Source organism: Streptomyces sp. NPDC001852, assembly GCF_042891825.1.
Lineage (GTDB): Bacteria > Actinomycetota > Actinomycetes > Streptomycetales > Streptomycetaceae > Streptomyces.
Genome location: NZ_JBIATN010000041.1, coordinates 1 through 18,179 on the forward strand (window position 1 = coordinate 1; position 18,179 = coordinate 18,179).

Annotated in this window: 16 protein-coding genes; 5 read left to right on the forward strand and 11 right to left on the reverse strand. The window is 71.8% G+C overall.

All coding sequences use genetic code 11. The features are described from left to right. Window positions 1–568 precede the first annotated feature (568 nt). Window positions 569–1,597 (forward strand): tryptophan--tRNA ligase, encoded by a 1,029-nt coding sequence (gene trpS / locus ACFYZB_RS41670; RefSeq protein ID WP_388767107.1) that lies wholly within the window; start codon window positions 569–571, stop codon window positions 1,595–1,597. A gap of 90 nt (window positions 1,598–1,687) precedes the next feature. On the opposite strand, the gene proC is transcribed toward trpS, so the two are convergent. The 4 genes from proC to ACFYZB_RS41690 form a co-directional block, all read right to left on the reverse strand. Beyond that, window positions 1,688–2,500: a pyrroline-5-carboxylate reductase gene (gene proC / locus ACFYZB_RS41675; protein WP_351215921.1), complete on the reverse strand. Its 813-nt coding sequence runs from the start codon at window positions 2,498–2,500 to the stop codon at window positions 1,688–1,690. A 107-nt stretch (window positions 2,501–2,607) separates the two neighbouring features. Further along, window positions 2,608–3,399 carry an ABC transporter permease gene (locus ACFYZB_RS41680; RefSeq protein ID WP_388767108.1) on the reverse strand — a complete coding sequence of 264 codons (792 nt, stop codon included), beginning with the start codon at window positions 3,397–3,399 and terminating at the stop codon, window positions 2,608–2,610. Next, window positions 3,396–4,196, reverse strand: coding sequence for an ABC transporter ATP-binding protein (locus tag ACFYZB_RS41685; RefSeq protein WP_388767110.1), 801 nt, complete (start codon window positions 4,194–4,196; stop codon window positions 3,396–3,398). Before ACFYZB_RS41685 ends, ACFYZB_RS41680 begins: the two co-directional genes overlap by 4 nt. A 114-nt stretch (window positions 4,197–4,310) precedes the next feature. Next, window positions 4,311–5,102, reverse strand: a complete 792-nt coding sequence (locus ACFYZB_RS41690) for a class I SAM-dependent methyltransferase (protein WP_388767111.1) — start codon at window positions 5,100–5,102, stop codon at window positions 4,311–4,313. A 203-nt stretch (window positions 5,103–5,305) separates the two neighbouring features. Between ACFYZB_RS41690 and ACFYZB_RS41695 the strand changes: the two genes are divergently transcribed. Beyond that, window positions 5,306–5,791 (forward strand): SAM-dependent methyltransferase, encoded by a 486-nt coding sequence (locus ACFYZB_RS41695; RefSeq protein ID WP_388767112.1) that lies wholly within the window; start codon window positions 5,306–5,308, stop codon window positions 5,789–5,791. A gap of 61 nt (window positions 5,792–5,852) precedes the next feature. Here ACFYZB_RS41695 and ACFYZB_RS41700 read toward each other — a convergent pair whose 3' ends face one another. Continuing rightward, on the reverse strand, window positions 5,853–6,377 hold the full coding sequence (locus ACFYZB_RS41700) for an EamA/RhaT family transporter (protein WP_388767113.1): 525 nt from the start codon (window positions 6,375–6,377) through the stop codon (window positions 5,853–5,855). A 46-nt stretch (window positions 6,378–6,423) separates the two neighbouring features. After that, window positions 6,424–6,741, reverse strand: a complete 318-nt coding sequence (locus ACFYZB_RS41705) for an SH3 domain-containing protein (RefSeq protein WP_388767114.1) — start codon at window positions 6,739–6,741, stop codon at window positions 6,424–6,426. Window positions 6,742–6,917: 176 nt separating this feature from the next. Here ACFYZB_RS41705 and ACFYZB_RS41710 point away from each other — a divergent pair, with 176 nt between their 5' ends. Continuing rightward, window positions 6,918–9,017 carry a serine/threonine-protein kinase gene (locus ACFYZB_RS41710; protein WP_388767115.1) on the forward strand — a complete coding sequence of 700 codons (2,100 nt, stop codon included), beginning with the start codon at window positions 6,918–6,920 and terminating at the stop codon, window positions 9,015–9,017. Between the two features lie 52 nt (window positions 9,018–9,069). On the opposite strand, the gene ilvD is transcribed toward ACFYZB_RS41710, so the two are convergent. The 4 genes from ilvD to ACFYZB_RS41730 all read right to left on the reverse strand — a co-directional run bounded on the left by ilvD (window position 9,070) and on the right by ACFYZB_RS41730 (window position 13,658). Then, entirely contained in the window at window positions 9,070–10,923 is a 1,854-nt protein-coding gene (gene ilvD, locus ACFYZB_RS41715) for a dihydroxy-acid dehydratase (protein ID WP_388767116.1), read from the reverse strand. 134 nt (window positions 10,924–11,057) lie between these two features. Beyond that, window positions 11,058–11,765, reverse strand: a complete 708-nt coding sequence (locus tag ACFYZB_RS41720; RefSeq protein WP_388767117.1) for a TetR family transcriptional regulator — start codon at window positions 11,763–11,765, stop codon at window positions 11,058–11,060. Window positions 11,766–11,779: 14 nt separating this feature from the next. Beyond that, complete coding sequence (locus ACFYZB_RS41725; RefSeq protein WP_388767118.1) at window positions 11,780–12,607, reverse strand: sugar phosphate isomerase/epimerase family protein; 828 nt, start codon at window positions 12,605–12,607, stop codon at window positions 11,780–11,782. A gap of 118 nt (window positions 12,608–12,725) precedes the next feature. Beyond that, window positions 12,726–13,658, reverse strand: a complete 933-nt coding sequence (locus ACFYZB_RS41730) for a Ppx/GppA phosphatase family protein (RefSeq protein WP_351215943.1) — start codon at window positions 13,656–13,658, stop codon at window positions 12,726–12,728. A 149-nt stretch (window positions 13,659–13,807) separates the two neighbouring features. On the opposite strand from ACFYZB_RS41730, the gene ACFYZB_RS41735 reads away from it, so the two are divergent. Continuing rightward, window positions 13,808–14,599: a hypothetical protein gene (locus ACFYZB_RS41735; protein ID WP_388767140.1), complete on the forward strand. Its 792-nt coding sequence runs from the start codon at window positions 13,808–13,810 to the stop codon at window positions 14,597–14,599. A gap of 171 nt (window positions 14,600–14,770) precedes the next feature. On the opposite strand, the gene ACFYZB_RS41740 is transcribed toward ACFYZB_RS41735, so the two are convergent. Further along, window positions 14,771–16,519, reverse strand: coding sequence for a hypothetical protein (locus ACFYZB_RS41740; RefSeq protein ID WP_388767119.1), 1,749 nt, complete (start codon window positions 16,517–16,519; stop codon window positions 14,771–14,773). A gap of 197 nt (window positions 16,520–16,716) precedes the next feature. Between ACFYZB_RS41740 and radA the strand changes: the two genes are divergently transcribed. Then, a complete protein-coding gene (gene radA / locus ACFYZB_RS41745; protein ID WP_388767120.1) occupies window positions 16,717–18,126 on the forward strand; it encodes a DNA repair protein RadA in 1,410 nt (469 codons plus the stop codon). Window positions 18,127–18,179: the final 53 nt, after the last annotated feature.

Sequence of the window (18,179 nt, forward strand, 5' to 3'; positions counted from 1 at the left end):
AGATCTTTTCTCGATCCGATTTCCTCGGTGCTTTCCAGGTTCCCGCTCTCGCGTTTCCCTTTCCGGCGGTTCCGACTCTATCAGATCCTTTCGGCGTCTGACTCCCAGTCAGGGGGCTTGTCCTCCCGGCCGCTGGGCCGTTCCGACGAGTGAGACTTTAGCGGATTCCGTACTCCCGAGCTAATCGGGGCTGCGTCCTTTCGAACGCGGATTCCTCATTCCGTAAATACGCACGCCAAAGCACTCGGCGCCGGAGCGTCGATTGCTGGTTGCTACTTGCGGAGTGGCTGTCCGGGGACCGACCGAGATCGGCGCTCACGTCGGACAACCCGGAGAACCTTACGGATCGGCGTGGCGAGTGTCAACTCTTGCCCCTGGTGCACTCCGGAGGCGTACGCTGATGGGCATGACGACGCGTACGTGTACCCAGCTTTGGTGGGCCGCCTGACGGCGGCCGTACTCACGTATGCATCCAACGGCCGCCGCTTCGGCGGCCGTTCTCGTATCTCCTCCGGACTCCGGGGGCCGGCCGCAGGAGCGGCGGTCTCGACCAGGAGGTGGAGTGGAGATGACACGGGTCTTCAGTGGGATCCAGCCGACCGGGCACCTGACCTTGGGCAACTACCTGGGAGCCCTGCGGCGGTGGGTGGAGACGGACCAGCACCAGGCCGACTCGGTGTTCTGCGTCGTGGATCTGCACGCGCTGACGGTGGACCAGGATCCGGCGCGATTGCTCAGGCTCAGTCGGCAGACGGCGACGCTGATGCTGGCGGCCGGGCTCGATCCCGAGGTCTGCACGGTGTTCCTGCAGAGCCATGTCGACGAGCACACGAGACTGTCGTACCTGCTGGAGTGCGTGGCGACCGACGGTGAGATGCGCCGGATGATCCAGTACAAGGAGAAGACCGCGAAGGTCCGGGAGCGCGGCGGGACCGTGCGGCTGTCGCTGCTGACGTATCCGGTGCTGATGGCGGCGGACATCCTGGGACACGGCGCGGACGAGGTGCCGGTCGGGGACGACCAGGTGCAGCACGTCGAGCTGGCTCGGGATCTGGCGGTGCGGTTCAACCAGCGGTACGGGCACACGTTCGTGGTGCCGAAGGCGACGCGGCCTGCGGTCGCGGCGCGGGTGATGAACCTGCAGAACCCGGCGTCGAAGATGGGGAAGTCGGACGAGTCGGGGCTGGGGGTCGTCTATCTGCTCGACGAGCCGGACGACGTGCGGAAGAAGGTCATGCGCGCCGTCACCGACAGCGGGCGGGACGTGGAGTACGACCGTGAGGGGCGGCCCGGGGTCGCGAATCTGCTGGAGATTCTCGCTGCGTGCACGGGCGGGAACCCTGAGTCACTGGCGGACGTTTACCACTCGTACGGCGCCTTGAAGAAGGACACCGCGGAGGCGGTGGTGGAGGTCCTCGGGCCCGTGCAGGCCAGGCACAGGGAACTGTGCGCCGATCCTGCCTATGTGGAGGGGGTGCTGCGGGATGGTGCGGAGAAGGCGAGGGCGATGGCCCGGCCTACCGTCGATGCGGCCTATCGGGCGATCGGGCTCTTGCCGCCGGTCTTCGAGACGGCGTTGAGCGCGGCCGGCCGATAGGACGGTCAGGGCTTGCCGGGCGGGCTCGGGCTTGCGCTCGGGCCTACGGGGGCGGGCGGCTGCGGGTGAGCCGACGCCCCCGGCGCCGGGTCAGTCCTTCTTGCCGGAGGCGAGTTCGCGGCTGCGGTCGCGGGCGGCTTCGAGGGCGGCGATGAGGGCGGCTCGTACGCCGTGGTTCTCCAGTTCGCGGATGGCGTTGATCGTCGTACCGGCCGGGGAGGTGACGTTCTCGCGGAGCTTGACGGGGTGTTCTCCGCTGTCGCGGAGCATCACGGCGGCGCCGATGGCGGACTGGACGATGAGGTCGTGGGCCTTGTCGCGGGGCAGGCCGAGCAGGATGCCGGCGTCGGTCATGGCCTCGACCAGGTAGAAGAAGTACGCGGGGCCGGAGCCGGACAGGGCGGTGCACGCGTCCTGCTGGGTCTCGGGGACGCGGAGTGTCTTGCCGACGGCACCGAAGATCTCCTCGGCGTGCGCGAGGTGTTCCTCGGTGGCGTGACTGCCGGCGGAGATGACCGACATGGCCTCGTCGACCAGGGCGGGGGTGTTGGTCATGACGCGGACGACCGGGGTGCCTGCGGCCAGGCGCTCCTCGAAGAAGGAGGTGGGGATGCCTGCGGCGCCGCTGATGATCAGACGGTCGGCGGGGACGTGGGGGGCGAGCTCGTCCAGGAGGGTGCCCATGTCCTGCGGCTTGACCGTGAGGATGAGGGTGTCGGCGGTCTTGGCGGCCTCGGCATTGGTGACCGGGCTGACTCCGTAACGGGTACGGAGTTCTTCGGCGCGTTCGGGGCGGCGGGCGGTGACCAGGAGGTCGGCGGGGGCCCAGCCGGCCCGGATCATTCCGCTGAGCAGGGCTTCGCCGATCTTGCCGGTGCCGAGGACTGCGACTTTCTGGCTCATGGGGTTCAGTCTGGCACCGGGGTCAGGGGCGGCGGCTGGTTGTCCGGTGGGCGGAACGGGGACCGGGCGGGTATGGGTTGCGCTTGCGCCGGCCGGCGGGGTGCCTGCTACTCGGTACGCCGTCGTAGGGTCGCCGCTCCCAGCGCCAGCACCAGCAGCGCGCAGCCCGCCACGATCAGGACGTCCCGTACGAAGGTGGCCGTCATGTCGGTGTGCCGCAGGACCTGGTTCATGCCGTCGACGGCGTACGACATGGGCAGGACGTCGGAGATGGCCTCCAGGACGGGGTGCATGTTCGAGCGGGCGGTGAACAGGCCGCAGAGCAGGAGCTGGGGGAAGATCACCGCGGGCATGAACTGGACCGCCTGGAACTCGGAGGCGGCGAAGGCCGAGACGAAGAGCCCCAGGGCCGTGCCGAGCAGGGCGTCGAGGAGGGCGACGAGGAGGAGCAGCCAGGGGGAGCCGGTGACGTCGAGGCCGAGCACCCACAGGGCGAGCCCGGTGGCGAGGGCTGACTGGATGATGGCGAGCGTGCCGAAGGCGAGGGCGTAGCCGGCGATGAGGTCGGCCTTGCCGAGGGGCATGGCGAGGAGGCGTTCGAGGGTGCCGGAGGTGCGTTCGCGCAGGGTGGCGATGGAGGTGACCAGGAACATCGTGATCAGCGGGAAGATGCCGAGCAGGGATGCGCCGATGTTGTCGAAGGTGCGGGGGCTGCCGTCGAAGACATAGCGCAGCAGGATCAGCATCAGGCACGGGACGAGGATCATCAGTGCGATGGTGCGTGGGTCGTTGCGGAGCTGGCGCAGGACCCGGGCGGCGGTGGCGGTGGTGCGGCCTGCGTTGATGACGCCGGTCGGGGCCGGGGCCGGGGTGGTGCTCGTGAGGCTCGTCGTGCTCATCGGGTGCTCTCCTTGGGTCGGGCTGCCGCGGCTGCCTCGTCGACGAGGTGGAGGAAGGCGGCCTCGACGGTGTCGCTGCCGGTGCGGGTGCGCAGGGCGTCCGGGGAGTCGTCCGCGAGGATCTCGCCGTCGCGCATGAGGAGGAGGCGGTGGCAGCGTTCGGCCTCGTCCATGACGTGGGAGGAGACGAGGAGGGTGGCGCCGCGGGTGGCGGCGATGTCGTGGAAGAGCTTCCACAGGTCGCGGCGCAGCACGGGGTCGAGGCCGACGGTGGGTTCGTCCAGGACGAGGAGTTCGGGGGCGCCGAGCAGGGCCACGGCCAGTGAGACCCGGTTGCGCTGGCCGCCGGAGAGGTTGCCGGCGAGTGCGTCGGCGTGACTGGTGAGGTCGACGTCGGTGATGGCCCGGGTGACGTGTTCGTGGCGGCGTTCGGCGGCCGCGCGGCCGGGGTCGAGGATCGCGGCGAAGTACTCCAGGTTCTGGCGGACGGTCAGGTCGTCGTAGACGGAGGCGTCCTGGGTGACATAGCCGATGCGCGTGCGCAGGGCGGGGTGGCCGGCCGGGTGGCCGAGGACCTGGAGGGTGCCGGTGACCTTGGCCTGGGTGCCCACGATCGAGCGCATGAGGGTCGATTTGCCGCACCCGGAAGGGCCGAGCAGGCCGGTGACCTGGCCGCGGGGTACCGAGAAGTGGAGGTGGTGGAGGACGGTGCGGGGGCCGCGGACGACGGTGAGGTCGTGGGCTTGGACGGCTGCGGTGACGGGCTGGGGTGGCGGGTCCGGGACGTAATTCATCATGCGATGAATAATCTGCCCGGAGAGCCTGCGCGTCAAGGTCCCGGCCGGGCACACATGCGCAAGCGGCGGCCGGGACGAACCCGGCCGCCGCTCGGAAGGGCGCTTCTTCGCCGATCAGGGCCTGGTGGCGACGAGCAGAAGGACGTCGTAGGTCTCCTCGACGACGCCGTCCGGGAAGACCTTCAGCAGGTGGGCGCGCTCCTGCTCCAGGAAGGCGCTCCTGCGGTCCTCGGGGGTGAGGAGGAACGCCGAGTGGCTGCCGATGTTCGCGAGGTGGGTGTCGATCGTGACGCGACGGCTCCAGCGGACGTCGCGGCGGGTGAAGTCCAGGCGCCCGCTGGGGTCGGCCAGGTCCGTGCGCTCGCCGGCCTTGCGCTTCTCGGCGGCGATGTCCACGCCGAGGAAGCGGCCGGTGCGGTCGGCGGCCTCGGCGATCCAGTCGACGTCGAGCGCGTCGGTGTTCCACCACACCGCGAGCGCACCGCCCGGCCGCAGCACCCGCAGCGCCTCCGGTACCGAGCGGGCGGTGTCGGTCCAGTGCCAGGCCTGGGCGTAGGTCACGAAGTCGGCGTACGCGTCGGCGATGGGGAGGGCGTCGCCGTTGCCGCGGACGATCGGGAGCTGCGGCAGCCCGCGGCGGAACTCGGCGGCCATGCCCTCACCGGGCTCGACGGCGAGCACGTCGGCGCCGCGGGCCTGCAGGAGGGCGGTCGCGATGCCGGTACCGGCCCCGACGTCCACGACCCTGGCACCGGACAGCGACCGGCCGGCCAGTTCCTCGACGGCGTCGAAGAGGGCGGGCGGGTAGGACGGGCGGTTCGCGGCGTACTGGGCGGCGGCGACGTTGAAGGAGTGCGCGCGCGTCGTGGGCGAGGGCGGGGGCTGGGGCGGTTGCGTCACGGTCATACGGCCATGGTGGGGGCCACGGGGAGGTGACGACAGCGGGTTTTCGAGGCGGGGACGGGGTGGATGGGGTTGTGGCGGCGGGCCGATGGGGGCTGCGGGGGTGTGAGGCGGGGGGTGGGGGGTGGCGGGGCATGGCGGCCGACGTGTGCGGATAGCGTGGGGCAAGTTGCTTGTGATGCCGGTGAGTTGGAAAGGGGGCCTACGTGTCCGGGCAGGGTGGGGAAGTCGGGGATGCGGTGGTGCGGCCGGTCGGGTGGGTCGTCGGTGGGCGGACGGAGGTGCGGGACGACGAGTGGGGTGAGGTCCGTGCCGTGATCCGGATCGACGGTGCCCGGTTCTCGGCGGAGGCCCTGGCCGGGCTGGAGGACTTCTCCCACCTGGAGGTCGTCTACCACTTCGACCGGGTTCCGGAGGAGAGGATCGAGACCGGGGCCCGGCATCCGCGCGGCAATGCCGACTGGCCGAAGGTCGGGATCTTCGCCCAGCGCGGCAAGAACCGGCCCAACCGGATCGGCGTCTCGCGCTGCCGTGTGCTGGGGGTCGACGGGCTGGAGGTGCACGTCGAGGGGCTGGACGCGGTGGACGGGACTCCGGTGCTGGACATCAAGCCGTACATGACGGAGTTCGGACCGCAGGGCGCGACCCGCCAGCCGGACTGGGCCACGGCGATCATGAGCCGGTACTACTGACCACCGGGAGCCCGCGTCACCGGCCGCCTTCTTCTCTTCACCCGACCGCCAAAAGCCCCTGTCACCGCCGCCGTTTCTTCTTCGACGGGTTGCCTGTGCGGCGGGAGGAGCGGCGGGCGTGGTCCTCGCGGGCCTTGTCGTACTCCTCGCGGTGCAGCTTCTCGCCCGGGGCCTCGGTGAGGGAGCGGAGGAAGTAGGCGAGGAGGGAGCCGACGAAGCCGATGGCGAGCAGGCCGCGCAGGGAGGCCTGGCGCTGCAGGTCGTGACGCTTGTCGAAGCCCTCCCAGGTGTTGCGGAAGGCGAGGGCGCTGCAGATCGCGAACATGGCGATGATCAGCACGGTCACGAAGGCGCCGGTGTCGGCGATCCGGATGCCCTCGTAGGCGAAGCGGAGGACCAGGCAGGAGGCGACGGCCGCGGCGAGCGAGCCGACGGCGACGCCGGCGCGGCGGGCCGCGTAGCCATTGTCGTGGTTCACCCAGGTGGTGCCGAAGAAGCGGAGTGGCTCGGGCTTCGGGACACCGTTCGGGACCGCGCCGTCTGGGGAGCCCGCCGGGGTGTCCGGGGTGCCGGTTTCGTCGCTCACGGAACGATTATGGCGCCGGGCGCGGGCGGGCTCCGGACGGGGCCCTTCAGGCGCAGCGCGAGGCGATGTAGCCGTCGCTGCCGGTCTGGACGTAGGCGTCGGAGACGTACTCGCCGTTGTCGATGTTGTCCCAGATGTCCGTCGTGCCGTAGGGGCCCGAGACGGTCGTGCCCGGAGCCTGGCAGTAGATCGGGACGCGCATGCCCTCGGGCAGGACGCGCACGATCCCGTAGTTGGTGCCCGGGCCACTGCGGACGTTCAGGCGGACGCCGGGCGCGACCGCGTAGGTGCGTATGGTCGCCTGCGCCGTCATCGCATCGTCTCCGGCACCGGCCCCGGCCTCTTCGGCATGGTCGACAGCCATGTGAAACCTCCCCGTTGAGCCCATGGTCGCCATGGGTGTCAGTGATCCCCGTTGTCGAGTCGCGGCGCGTGCGTGCGCGACTCGCGCGCAGGCTAGCAAGCCGCCTCCGTGTCGCACGAGTCATCGACTAGGCTCCGTGCGTCGCGCGCGCGGACGAACAGCACGGGGGTGGTCGCATGGCGCCACGCAGGAACACGGGAGCGGGCGCGGAAGCGGAACTTCCGGAGTACGCCGGTCACTATCGCCTGGAGGAACGCCTGGGTTCGGGTGGCATGGGTGTCGTCCACCTGGCGCGCAGCACCTCCGGGATGAAGCTCGCGGTGAAGGTCGTACACGCCGAGTTCGCCAGGGATCCCGAGTTCAGGGGCCGTTTCCGGCAGGAGGTGGCCGCCGCGCGGAGGGTGAGCGGTGCCTTCACCGCGCCGGTCGTGGACGCCGATCCGGAGGCCGAACGGCCGTGGATGGCCACGCTGTTCATTCCCGGACCCACTCTCTCCGAGCACGTCAAGCGGAACGGTCCGATGCCGGCCGCGCAGGTGCGGCGGCTCATGGCCGGGCTCGCCGAGGCGTTGCGCGACATCCATCGGGTCGGCGTCGTGCACCGGGACCTGAAGCCGAGCAACGTGCTCCTGGCCGAGGACGGGCCGAAGGTCATCGACTTCGGGATCTCCCGGCCGAAGGACAGCGAACTGCGCACCGAGACCGGGAAGTTGATCGGCACGCCGCCCTTCATGGCGCCGGAGCAGTTCCGGCGGCCGCGGGAGGTGGGCCCTGCGGCGGACGTCTTCGCGCTGGGGTCGGTGATGGTGCACGCGGCGACCGGGCGCGGGCCGTTCGACTCCGACAGCCCGTACGTCGTCGCGTATCAGGTCGTGCACGACGAGCCCGACCTGACCGGGGTGCCGGAGGGTCTCGCGCCGCTGGTGCTGCGCTGTCTGGCCAAGGAGCCCGAGGACCGGCCGACGCCGGACGAGCTGATGCGGGAGCTGCGGTCGGTGGCGGCCTCGTACGACACGCAGGCCTTCATACCGGCTCAGCGTACGGGCGGCGACGGACCGGCGGAGCTTCGGCCGGCTGCCGAGGAGCAGCCGGGGCCGGCGGTCAGGAGGCGCGTCGGCAGGAGGGTGGCGATGGGCGCCGGGGCGCTCGGGCTCGCCGTGGCCGCAGCGTTGGCCTCGGTCCAGATGATCGGGGGTGGCGGCCGTACTCCGGTCGGCACGAGCCCGCACACCAGGGCGGCCGCGTTCAGCTCCTGGCGGGCCGAGCCGGCGCCCGAGGCCTCGGGGATGCCGCAGTGCTCGTACGGGGCGGGGACGGTGTTCTGCGCACGGACCGGGGCCGTCTTCGCGCTCTCCCCTGCCGGCGGAAAGCTCCTGTGGCACCGCTCCGCTCCCGCCGGACCCGCGTGCGGGCCGCCGGTTCCGGCGGACTCTCTCGTGCAGTTCTGCACGGACGGCGGCTCCCTGCTGACGGCACGCGACCCCCGCTCCGGCGACGAGGTGTGGCAGCGGCGGCTGCGCCACGGCACGTCGGTCCGGCACGCGGGCGGCACGGTCCTGATCACGGGTGCCGACGGGACGGTCACCGGCGTGGACGGCAGGACGGGCCGTACGACATGGCACCGGCGCCTCCCCGGCTACAGCGCGCCGTCCCTCGCTTCCTTCGCCGGGGATCCGCTGGCGTACGCGACCACCTCGTCCCTGGACGGGGGGCACACGCACGTGGCCGCGGTGGATCCGGCCACGGGTGCGGTGCGCTGGGAGGCATCGCTGGACGGCATGCTGAAGCCCGTCGGCAGCCAGGGCGGTTCCCTGTTCTTCCTGTCCCTCGACAAGACCTCGGCCGCGAACGCCGTTGTCCGCTACACGCCGGCCTCGAAGTCGTCGCGCCGGGTGGTGCTGCCGGTCCCACGTGTGTCGCCGCAGGCCACCGCGCATGGCGACACGGTGTACCTGCTGGCCGCAGGCGGCTCGCTGGAGGCCGTCGGCCTGGACGCCGGCAAGCGGCTGTGGCACCTGGAAACGTCCGTCAGCCGTGGTTCGGCCCCGGTCGGCGACGGTGCGCACGTCTACTTCACCGCTGCCGACGGGCGCCTGCTGGCCGTCGACGCACGCGACGGACGGCTCGTGGGGCAGACTCCGCCGCGGCTCGGCGCCGACGCGGGCGAGGTGACCGCCGAACTGCCGGCCCCCTTGGTCGTGGACGGCCACGTCTACGCCGCCGCCCCCGACGGCACCGTCTTCGCCGTGGCCGCACGCGATCCGGCGGACTGGTGACACGTACAGGGGCCGCCCCCACCGGAGGCGGCCCCTGGGGTCGTACGGCTGCTCAGCCCAGCTTGGTCACGTCCCGCACCGCGCCCTTGTCGGCGCTGGTGGCCATCGCGGCGTAGGCCCTCAGCGCCGCCGAGACCTTGCGGTCGCGGTTCTTCGGGGCGTAGACGCCGTTCAGGGCCTGCTCGCGGCGGGCGAGTTCGGCCTCGTCGACCAGGAGCTCGATCGTGCGGTTCGGGATGTCGATGCGGATGCGGTCGCCGTCCTGGACCAGGGCGATGGTGCCGCCGGAGGCCGCCTCGGGGGAGGCGTGGCCGATGGACAGGCCCGAGGTGCCGCCGGAGAAGCGGCCGTCGGTGATCAGGGCACAGGTCTTGCCCAGGCCGCGGCCCTTCAGGTACGAGGTCGGGTAGAGCATCTCCTGCATGCCGGGGCCGCCCTTGGGGCCCTCGTAGCGGATGACGACGACGTCGCCGTCCTTGACCTCGTGGGTGAGGATGCGCTGGACGGCCTCCTCCTGGGACTCGCAGACGACCGCGGGGCCCTCGAAGGTCCAGATCGACTCGTCCACGCCGGCCGTCTTCACCACACAGCCGTCGACTGCCAGGTTGCCCTTGAGGACCGCCAGGCCGCCGTCCTTGGAGTACGCGTGCTCGACCGAGCGGATGCAGCCGCCCTCCGCGTCCTCGTCCAGGGCCTCCCAGCGCTCGGACTGGGAGAAGGCCTCGGCGGAGCGGACGCAGCCGGGTGCCGCGTGCCACAGCTCCACCGCCTCCTGCGAGGGCGAGCCGCCCCGGACGTCCCAGGTCTTCAGCCAGTCGGCCAGGGACGGGCTGTGGACGGCGTGGACGTCCTCGTTGAGCAGACCCGCGCGGTGGAGCTCGCCGAGCAGGGCGGGGATGCCGCCGGCGCGGTGCACGTCCTCCATGTAGTACGTGCGGTTCTTCGCGACGTTCGGGGCGACCTTGGCGAGGCAGGGGACGCGGCGGGAGACGGCGTCGATCTGCTCCAGGCCGAACGGGACGCCGGCCTCCTGGGCGGCGGCCAGCAGGTGCAGGATCGTGTTGGTGGAGCCGCCCATCGCGATGTCCAGGGCCATGGCGTTCTCGAAGGCCTGGAAGGTGGCGATGTTGAGCGGCAGGACCGAGTCGTCGTCCTGCTCGTAGTAGCGGCGGGTGAGGTCCATGACCGTGCGGGCGGCGTCGACGTAGAGCCGCTTGCGCGCGGTGTGGGTGGCGAGGACCGAGCCGTTGCCGGGGAGGGACAGGCCGATCGCCTCGGTCAGGCAGTTCATCGAGTTGGCGGTGAACATGCCGGAACAGCTGCCGCAGGTCGGGCAGGCGTTCTCCTCGATCCGGAGGATGTCCTCGTCCGAGATCTTGTCGTTGACGGCGTCGGAGATCGCGTCGACCAGGTCGAGCGTGCGGACCGTGCCGTCGACGAGGGTGGCGCGGCCGGACTCCATCGGGCCGCCGGAGACGAAGACCGTCGGGATGTTCAGGCGCAGCGCCGCCAGCAGCATGCCCGGGGTGATCTTGTCGCAGTTGGAGATGCAGACCAGGGCGTCGGCGCAGTGGGCCTCGACCATGTACTCCACCGAGTCCGCGATCAGGTCGCGGGAGGGCAGGGAGTACAGCATGCCGCCGTGGCCCATCGCGATGCCGTCGTCGACGGCGATCGTGTTGAACTCGCGCGGGATGCCGCCCGCCTCCGTGATCGCCTCGCTGACGATCCGGCCGACCGGCTGCAGATGGGTGTGGCCCGGCACGAACTCGGTGAAGGAGTTCGCGACCGCGATGATCGGCTTCCGGCCGATGTCCGCACCCGGTACACCGGAGGCGCGCATAAGGGCGCGGGCGCCCGCCATGTTGCGGCCGTGGGTGACTGTGCGGGACCTCAGCTCGGGCATCGTCGCTCGCTCCTTCGAAGATCTGCCAGACAGTTCTGGTTGTCTCCGAGCGTACGCCGGTGCTCCAAGGGCTGGACACGGTTGTCCGGAATGCGGGACGGCCGTCTCGCCGGTACGCGTCCCCGGCGGGCGGCTCAGGCGCTGGTCAGATGGTGCTGTACGACCGGGGCCACGCGCGCGATGATCTGCTCCAGGTCGGCGGAGGCCAGCGGCTCCAGCTTGACGACGTACCGCATCATCGCCGCACCCACCAGCTGTGCGGCGGCCAGCTCTGCGCGCAGTTCGGCGTCGGGCCGGTCCAGCTGGGAGGCGATGCGGCGCAGCAGCTGGGAGGCGACGAGACGGCGGAAGACGGCGGCGGCGGTCTCGTTGTTCACGGCCGACCGGACGATCGCGAGGAGCGGGGTCCGGGTCGTGGGGTTCTCCCAGACGCCGAAGATGAAACGGGTCAGCCGTTCCCCCACCCCGTCCAGGGGGCCGGCGGCCACCGCGTCGGGCGCGTTCAGCGCGGGCGCGAACGCCACCGCGATCGCCGCCTCGAAGACCTGCTCCTTGGTCCCGAAGTAGTGGTGGACCAGCGCCGAGTCCACACCGGCCGCCTTGGCGATACCGCGCACGGACGTCTTCTCGTACCCACGCTCGGAGAACTCCGCGCGGGCCGCGGAGAGGATGCGGTCACGGGTGTCCCCGGACTCGGCCCGCGGGGGGCGGCCTCTTCTGCGCGCGCCCGGTTCACCGCCGGAACCCACCCGTGCAGAAGGCTCCTTCGCGGCCGGAGGCTCGTCGGCGGCCGGAGGCTCGTGCGCGGCCGGGTTGTCGCTCGTCGCCGGAATCTCACTCATCGCGCGCGGCCTCCTCATCGCCGAGGCACCCGTACCGCCGACGCCAGGTGCTTGCGGGTGAAGGCCAGGGCCTCGGCGAGGTCGGCCTCGCGCTCGGCGCTGGACATCGCCCGGCGGGTGTTGACCTCGATGACGACATGGCCGTCGAACCCGGAGAGGGTCAGGTGTTCCAGCAGCTCGGCGCAGGGCTGGGTGCCGCGGCCGGGCACCAGGTGCTCGTCCTTGGCCGAGCCCCGGCCGTCGGCGAGGTGCACATGACCGAGGCGGTCGCCCATGCGGTCGATCATCTCCAGGGCGTCCGCACGGGCCGTCGCCGTGTGGCTGAGATCGATCGTGAAGTGCCGGTAGTCGTGCTGGGTGACGTCCCAGTCCGGGGCATAGGCGAGCATCTCGCGGTCGCGGTAGCGCCACGGGTACATGTTCTCGACGGCGAACCGTACGTCCGTCTCGTCGGCCATCCGCCAGATCCCGTCGACGAAGTCGCGCGCGTACTGCCGCTGCCAGCGGAAGGGCGGGTGGACGACGACCGTGGAGGCACCCAGCTTCTCGGCGGCGGCCCGGGCCCGCTGCAGCTTGACCCACGGGTCCGTGGACCAGACCCGCTGGGTGATCAGCAGACAGGGGGCGTGGACGGCCAGGACCGGGATGCCGTGGTAGTCCGACAGCCGGCGCAGCGCCTCGATGTCCTGGCTGACCGGGTCGGTCCACACCATGACCTCGACGCCGTCGTAGCCCAGGCGTGCGGCGATCTCGAAGGCCGTCGCGGTGGACTCCGGGTATACGGAGGCCGTCGACAGCGCGATGGGCACGTCCGCGTCCGTTGGTTCAGCCACGTGCGTCACCTTACGGCGTTGGGTGGTGAGGGTGTTGGGTGCCTATTCGCCGTTGTGATGTTTGCCATTCGGGCGGCTGCGGCTGAGTGGTCGCTTCTCGCGCCGTTCCCCGTGCCCCTTCGGGCTTCTAATCCGAACCCATGTGATCAAGGCGCCGCAAGATCACGCCTTCCCTCAGGGCCCACGGGCAGATCTCCAGGTTCTCCACCCCGAACAGGTCCATCGCGCCCTCGGCCACCAGGGCGCCGGCGAGCAGCTGGCCGGCGCGGCCGTCGGAGACGCCGGGGAGCTCGGCGCGCTGCTCGACCGTCATGCCGGCCAGGCGCGGGACCCAGGCCTCCAGGGACTCGCGCTTGAGTTCCCGCTGGACGTAGAGGCCGTCGGCGCTGCGGGCGGCGCCGGCGATGCGGGCGAGCTGCTTGAAGGTCTTGGACGTGGCGACCACGTGGTCGGGGGCCCCGGAGCGGCTGAATTCGCCGACCGTGCGGGCGATCTCGGTACGGACGTGGCGGCGCAGGGCGCGCACGGCCTCGGGAGTGGGCGGGTCGCCGGGCAGCCAGCCCGCGGTGAGCCGGCCGGCGCCGAGCGGCAGCGAGACGGCGGTGTCCGGCTCCTCGTCTATGCCGGAGGCGATCTCCAGCGAGCCGCCGCCGATGTCCAGGACCAGCAGCTTTCCTGCGGACCAGCCGAACCAGCGGCGGACGGCGAGGAAGGTCAGGCGGGCCTCCTCCTCGCCGGTGAGGACCTGGAGTCGTACGCCGGTCTCCTCCTCCACGCGCGTGAGGACGTCGTCGGCGTTGGTGGCCTCCCGGACGGCGGAGGTCGCGAACGGCACCAGGTCCTCGACGCCCTTGTCCTCGGCGGCCTGGAGAGCGTCCTGTACGACCGCGACGAGCCGGTGGATGCCGGCGTCGTCGATGGCGCCGCTGTCGTCGAGCAGTTGGGCGAGCCGCAGTTCGGCCTTGTGCGAATGCGCGGGCAGCGGGCGCGCGCCGGGGTGGGCGTCCACCACCAGCAGATGCACCGTGTTCGAACCCACGTCCAGGACACCGAGTCTCATATACGGAACGCTACTGCCAGATCGCCCGCCGACGGTCCCCGGAGCGGCCCTCGGCCATTTACCCTGGACGGGTGCCGAAGACGAAAAAGGCGAAGGACCACAAATCCTCCAAGGGATCGAAGGATTCTGTGCAGGCGAAGGCGTCGTCCGTGTCCGAGAAGTCCACGAAGTCGAAGAAGGCCCCGCAGGTGAGCGACGAGAAGGGGCTCGACTTCGCGCGCGCCTGGGTGGAGTTTCCTGATCCCGCGGACGACGAGCAGGTCTTCCGCTGCGATCTGACATGGCTGACCTCTCGCTGGAACTGCATCTTCGGCAGCGGCTGCCAGGGCATCCAGGCGGGCCGCGCGGACGACGGGTGCTGCTCGCTGGGCGCGCACTTCTCGGACGAGGACGACGAGAAGCGGGTCGCCGAGCATGTGGCACGGCTCACGCCGGAGATCTGGCAGCACCACGCCGAGGGCACCCGCGACGGCTGGGTCTCCAAGGACGAGGAGGGCTCCCGCCAGACCCGCCCGTTCCAGGGCTCGTGCATCTTCCAGAACCGCCCGGGGTTCGCGGGCGGGGCGGGCTGCTCCCTCCACATCCTCGCGCTGCGGGAGGGCCGGGAGCCGCTGGAGACCAAGCCGGACGTGTGCTGGCAGCTGCCGATCCGGCGGACGTACGACTGGATCGACCGCCCTGACGACACGCGGGTCCTCCAGGTGTCGATCGGCGAGTACGACCGCCGGGGCTGGGGTCCGGGCGGGCACGACCTGCACTGGTGGTGCACCTCGGCGACCTCCGCACACGGCGCGGGCGAGCCGGTGTACGTCTCCTACCGGGCGGAGCTGACCGAGCTGATGGGCAAGGCCGGCTACGACCGTCTGGCCGAGCTCTGCGAACAGCGACTGGCGTCCCAGCTGCCGGTGGTCGCGCCCCACCCGGCCGACCCGACCGCGTGACTCCGGCGGGACGGCGTTCCTCCTGAGTTCCGCCGCCGGCCTTCCCTCCGGCACGGACGCGTCTGAACTGCGGCGTTCTCGCCAACCCGGGAACCAACCCGGGAACAGATCGCCCCTGCCCGGACAAGGTGCCGACTGCCCCGCTCCCCCACCCACTCCCGGGTCCCACCCCTACCCACCGGACGGGCCGGCTGTGTCGCCGGCCGACGGTGTCGGCGTCGGGGTCGGGGAGTCCGGCGGTGAGGTGGGGTCGGTGGGGGTGGAGGGCGGGGTGGTGGGAGGGGTCGGTGGGGTGGAAGGGGGGTCGCTGGGGGGTGTGGTAGGCGGGGTGGGAGTCGGGCTGACGGAGGTCGGCGGCGGTGTGGGGCGGCGGGTGGGGGCCGTGCCGTAGCCGTCGATGGTGACCACCGCGCCGGCCGGGGAGATCGCCACCTGTGCGTCCCAGTGGCCGGAGGGCTCGCGGAGGTGGTCCACGTACACCTTGATCGTCAACGTCCGGCCCGGGTCCAGGGTTCCCGTGGACTGGCTCAGGTACAGCCAGGGCGCGGAGGTGGAGGCGGACCAGCGGACCGGGGAGGAGCCGGAGGAGGCGAGGGTGATCAGGGTGGTGTCGCCGTCGTTCGCCGCGCTGACGTCGAGCCGGCCGGCACCCTTGTGGCCCGCTCCGGTCACGCTGACGACCTCCACGGAGACGTCGGCCTTGCCGTCCTCGCCGATGTGGGCGCCGGGCTTCAGGCTCGCGTTCCCGGCGTTCTCGTAGCCGCCGGCCGTGTCGCTGCCGAGGGAGTCGGGGCCCTGGGCCTCGCGCGCGGTGGCGGAGGGGGCTTCGCCGTCGGCCGTCGGCGCGCCCCGATAGGCGGCCCACAGGGCCAGGACGGGGGCGGCCACCACCGTGGCGACGACCGTCGTCGTCACGGCACGCGCGCGTAGCCGGTCGCGGCGGGCCGCGCGGTCCTTCGGGTCCATCGGGAAGCCGCGCCGGTCGAAGCGGGGTGCCGCCGCGCCACGCGCGCGTGGGTGGTGGGTCAGGGCCATGTGGAGGGCCGCGCGGGGAGCCTCCAGGACAGGCAGTTCGGCGGGGGTGACCGTGGCGCCCGGCCAGCGGCCGGGCACGGCGCGCTCGGCGGTGCGGCGACATCGCGGGCAGTCGTCCACGTGCCGGACCAGTTCGCGGCGCAGGGCCGTGCTGAGGACCAGCCCGCTGTCCCCTGTGAGGTGGGCCACGCTGGGGCAGCCGCCGGTCTCGACCACGGCGAGGGCCGCGCGGGTGCGTTCGACCTCGCAGGCGGCGGAGGCGAGCAGTTCGCGCGCGGACTCCGGTGTCATGCCGAGGACGGCGGCGACCTCGTGCGCGGCCAGGTGGTGGCGGACGGCCAGCTCCAGCGCCTCGCGCTGCTCGGGGGTCGTACCGGCGGCCTCCGGCCAGGCCAGCAGGGCCAGTTCGCGGCGCCGCTGTTCCCGGGTCTGCGGGGAGACGGACGGTTCGGGCATGTCACTCGCGGCCTTGGAGCGGCCCGCCGCGTGGGTGGCCTGACGTTTCTGCTTGGCCTCGGCCAGCTTGCGCAGGCACGCCCAGCGGGCCAGCGCGTACAGCCACGCCCTGCGGTCGCTTGCGGCCTCCGGGGCGCGGTGTCCGCGCCGCTCGGCCAGGGCGAGGACGTCGCCGAGGGCGGCGGTGGCCGCGTCGTGGTCGCACAGCACCGACAGACAGTAGGTGAACAGCCCGTCCAGGTACGGTTCGTAGCGCGCCGGCGGCCGCTGGGCGAGGGTGCGCGCGGCGGCACGGTCGCGCCCCTCCCGCACCTCTCGGGCCTCTCCTGCTTCGCGCCCCTCCCGCGCCGCTCGTGCTTCACGTGCCTCGCTGCGCGCCCCGTGCGCGCCGGGGCTGCGGGTGGTCGTCTCCGTACTACTGCTCATCACCCGTGCGACCGTAGGCGGCTGCGGAGTGCCCCTTCTTGAAGCTTGAGCACTTTTAATCCGTACGGGTGAAACGATCCCTCATAAGGGGACAGGAACCCTTTGTTCCGTGGCTCGAACCCGGCGGGTGGTGGCCGATACCGGTTCACCCGTCGGCGGCCCGGGGACCCGTTGTCAGTGCCGCGGGCTACGGTTTCCGCATGGCTGCCCGTACCAAGACCACCAAGGACCGCCCGTCCTACCGCTGCACCGAGTGCGGCTGGCAGACGGCCAAGTGGCTCGGCCGCTGCCCCGAGTGCCAGGCATGGGGCACGGTCGAGGAGTACGGCGCGCCCGCGGTCCGTACGACGGCGCCCGGCCGGGTCACCACCTCTGCGCTGCCGATCGGCCAGGTCGACGGCCGCCAGGCCACCGCCCGCACGACCGGCGTGCCGGAGCTGGACCGGGTGCTCGGCGGCGGACTCGTCCCCGGCGCGGTCGTGCTGCTCGCGGGCGAGCCCGGGGTCGGCAAGTCCACCCTGCTGCTGGACGTGGCCGCCAAGTCCGCGAGCGACGAGCACCGCACGCTCTATGTGACGGGTGAGGAGTCGGCGAGCCAGGTGCGGCTGCGCGCCGACCGTATCGGCGCCCTCGACGACCACCTCTATCTCGCCGCCGAGACCGACCTGTCCGCTGTCCTCGGTCACTTGGACGAGATCAAGCCGTCCCTGCTGATCCTCGACTCGGTCCAGACGGTCGCCTCTCCGGAGATCGACGGCGCGCCCGGCGGAATGGCCCAGGTGAGGGAGGTCGCGGGCGCGCTCATCCGCGCCTCCAAGGAGCGCGGGATGTCCACGCTCCTCGTGGGCCACGTCACGAAGGACGGCGCGATCGCGGGCCCCCGCCTGCTGGAGCACCTGGTGGACGTCGTCCTGCACTTCGAGGGCGACCGGCACGCGCGCCTGCGCCTGGTGCGCGGCGTGAAGAACCGCTACGGCGCCACGGACGAGGTCGGCTGCTTCGAGCTGCACGACGAGGGCATCACGGGCCTTGCGGACCCCAGCGGACTCTTCCTGACCCGTCGCGACGAACCGGTCCCCGGCACCTGCCTCACCGTCACCCTGGAGGGCCGCCGCCCGCTGGTGGCCGAGGTACAGGCGCTGACGGTGGACTCCCAGATCCCCTCCCCGCGGCGTACGACCTCGGGCCTGGAGACCTCGCGCGTGTCGATGATGCTGGCCGTCCTGGAGCAGCGCGGCCGGATCAGCGCGCTCGGCAAGCGGGACATCTACTCCGCGACGGTCGGCGGGGTGAAGCTGTCGGAGCCGGCCGCCGACCTCGCCATCGCCCTCGCGCTGGCCTCCGCCGCCAGCGACACCCCGCTGCCGAAGAACCTGGTCGCGATCGGCGAGGTGGGCCTCGCGGGCGAGGTGAGACGGGTCACGGGCGTGCAGCGCAGGCTCGCCGAGGCGCACCGGCTGGGCTTCACGCACGCGCTGGTACCGACCGATCCCGGCAAGGTGCCGGCCGGTATGAAGGTGCTGGAAGTCGCCGACATGGGGGACGCACTGCGGGTGCTGCCGCGCTCCCGTCGCCGAGAGGCCCCACGGGAGGCGGAGGACCGCCGGTAGACTTTGCCCTGGTCTCGCCCGTCCGTACGAACCGAGTGCGGGTTACGGGGGCG

Bases quoted from the DNA above. Each gene is read 5' to 3' on its own strand.
- radA (WP_388767120.1), top strand. From the start codon at position 16,717: ATGGCTGCCCGTACCAAGACCACCAAGGACCGCCCGTCCTACCGCTGC.
- ACFYZB_RS41730 (WP_351215943.1), bottom strand. From the start codon at position 13,658: ATGAGACTCGGTGTCCTGGACGTGGGTTCGAACACGGTGCATCTGCTG.
- ACFYZB_RS41685 (WP_388767110.1), bottom strand. From the start codon at position 4,196: ATGATGAATTACGTCCCGGACCCGCCACCCCAGCCCGTCACCGCAGCC.
- ilvD (WP_388767116.1), bottom strand. From the start codon at position 10,923: ATGCCCGAGCTGAGGTCCCGCACAGTCACCCACGGCCGCAACATGGCG.
- trpS (WP_388767107.1), top strand. From the start codon at position 569: ATGACACGGGTCTTCAGTGGGATCCAGCCGACCGGGCACCTGACCTTG.
- ACFYZB_RS41680 (WP_388767108.1), bottom strand. From the start codon at position 3,399: ATGAGCACGACGAGCCTCACGAGCACCACCCCGGCCCCGGCCCCGACC.
- ACFYZB_RS41720 (WP_388767117.1), bottom strand. From the start codon at position 11,765: ATGAGTGAGATTCCGGCGACGAGCGACAACCCGGCCGCGCACGAGCCT.
- ACFYZB_RS41690 (WP_388767111.1), bottom strand. From the start codon at position 5,102: ATGACCGTGACGCAACCGCCCCAGCCCCCGCCCTCGCCCACGACGCGC.
- ACFYZB_RS41710 (WP_388767115.1), top strand. From the start codon at position 6,918: ATGGCGCCACGCAGGAACACGGGAGCGGGCGCGGAAGCGGAACTTCCG.
- proC (WP_351215921.1), bottom strand. From the start codon at position 2,500: ATGAGCCAGAAAGTCGCAGTCCTCGGCACCGGCAAGATCGGCGAAGCC.
- ACFYZB_RS41705 (WP_388767114.1), bottom strand. From the start codon at position 6,741: ATGGCTGTCGACCATGCCGAAGAGGCCGGGGCCGGTGCCGGAGACGAT.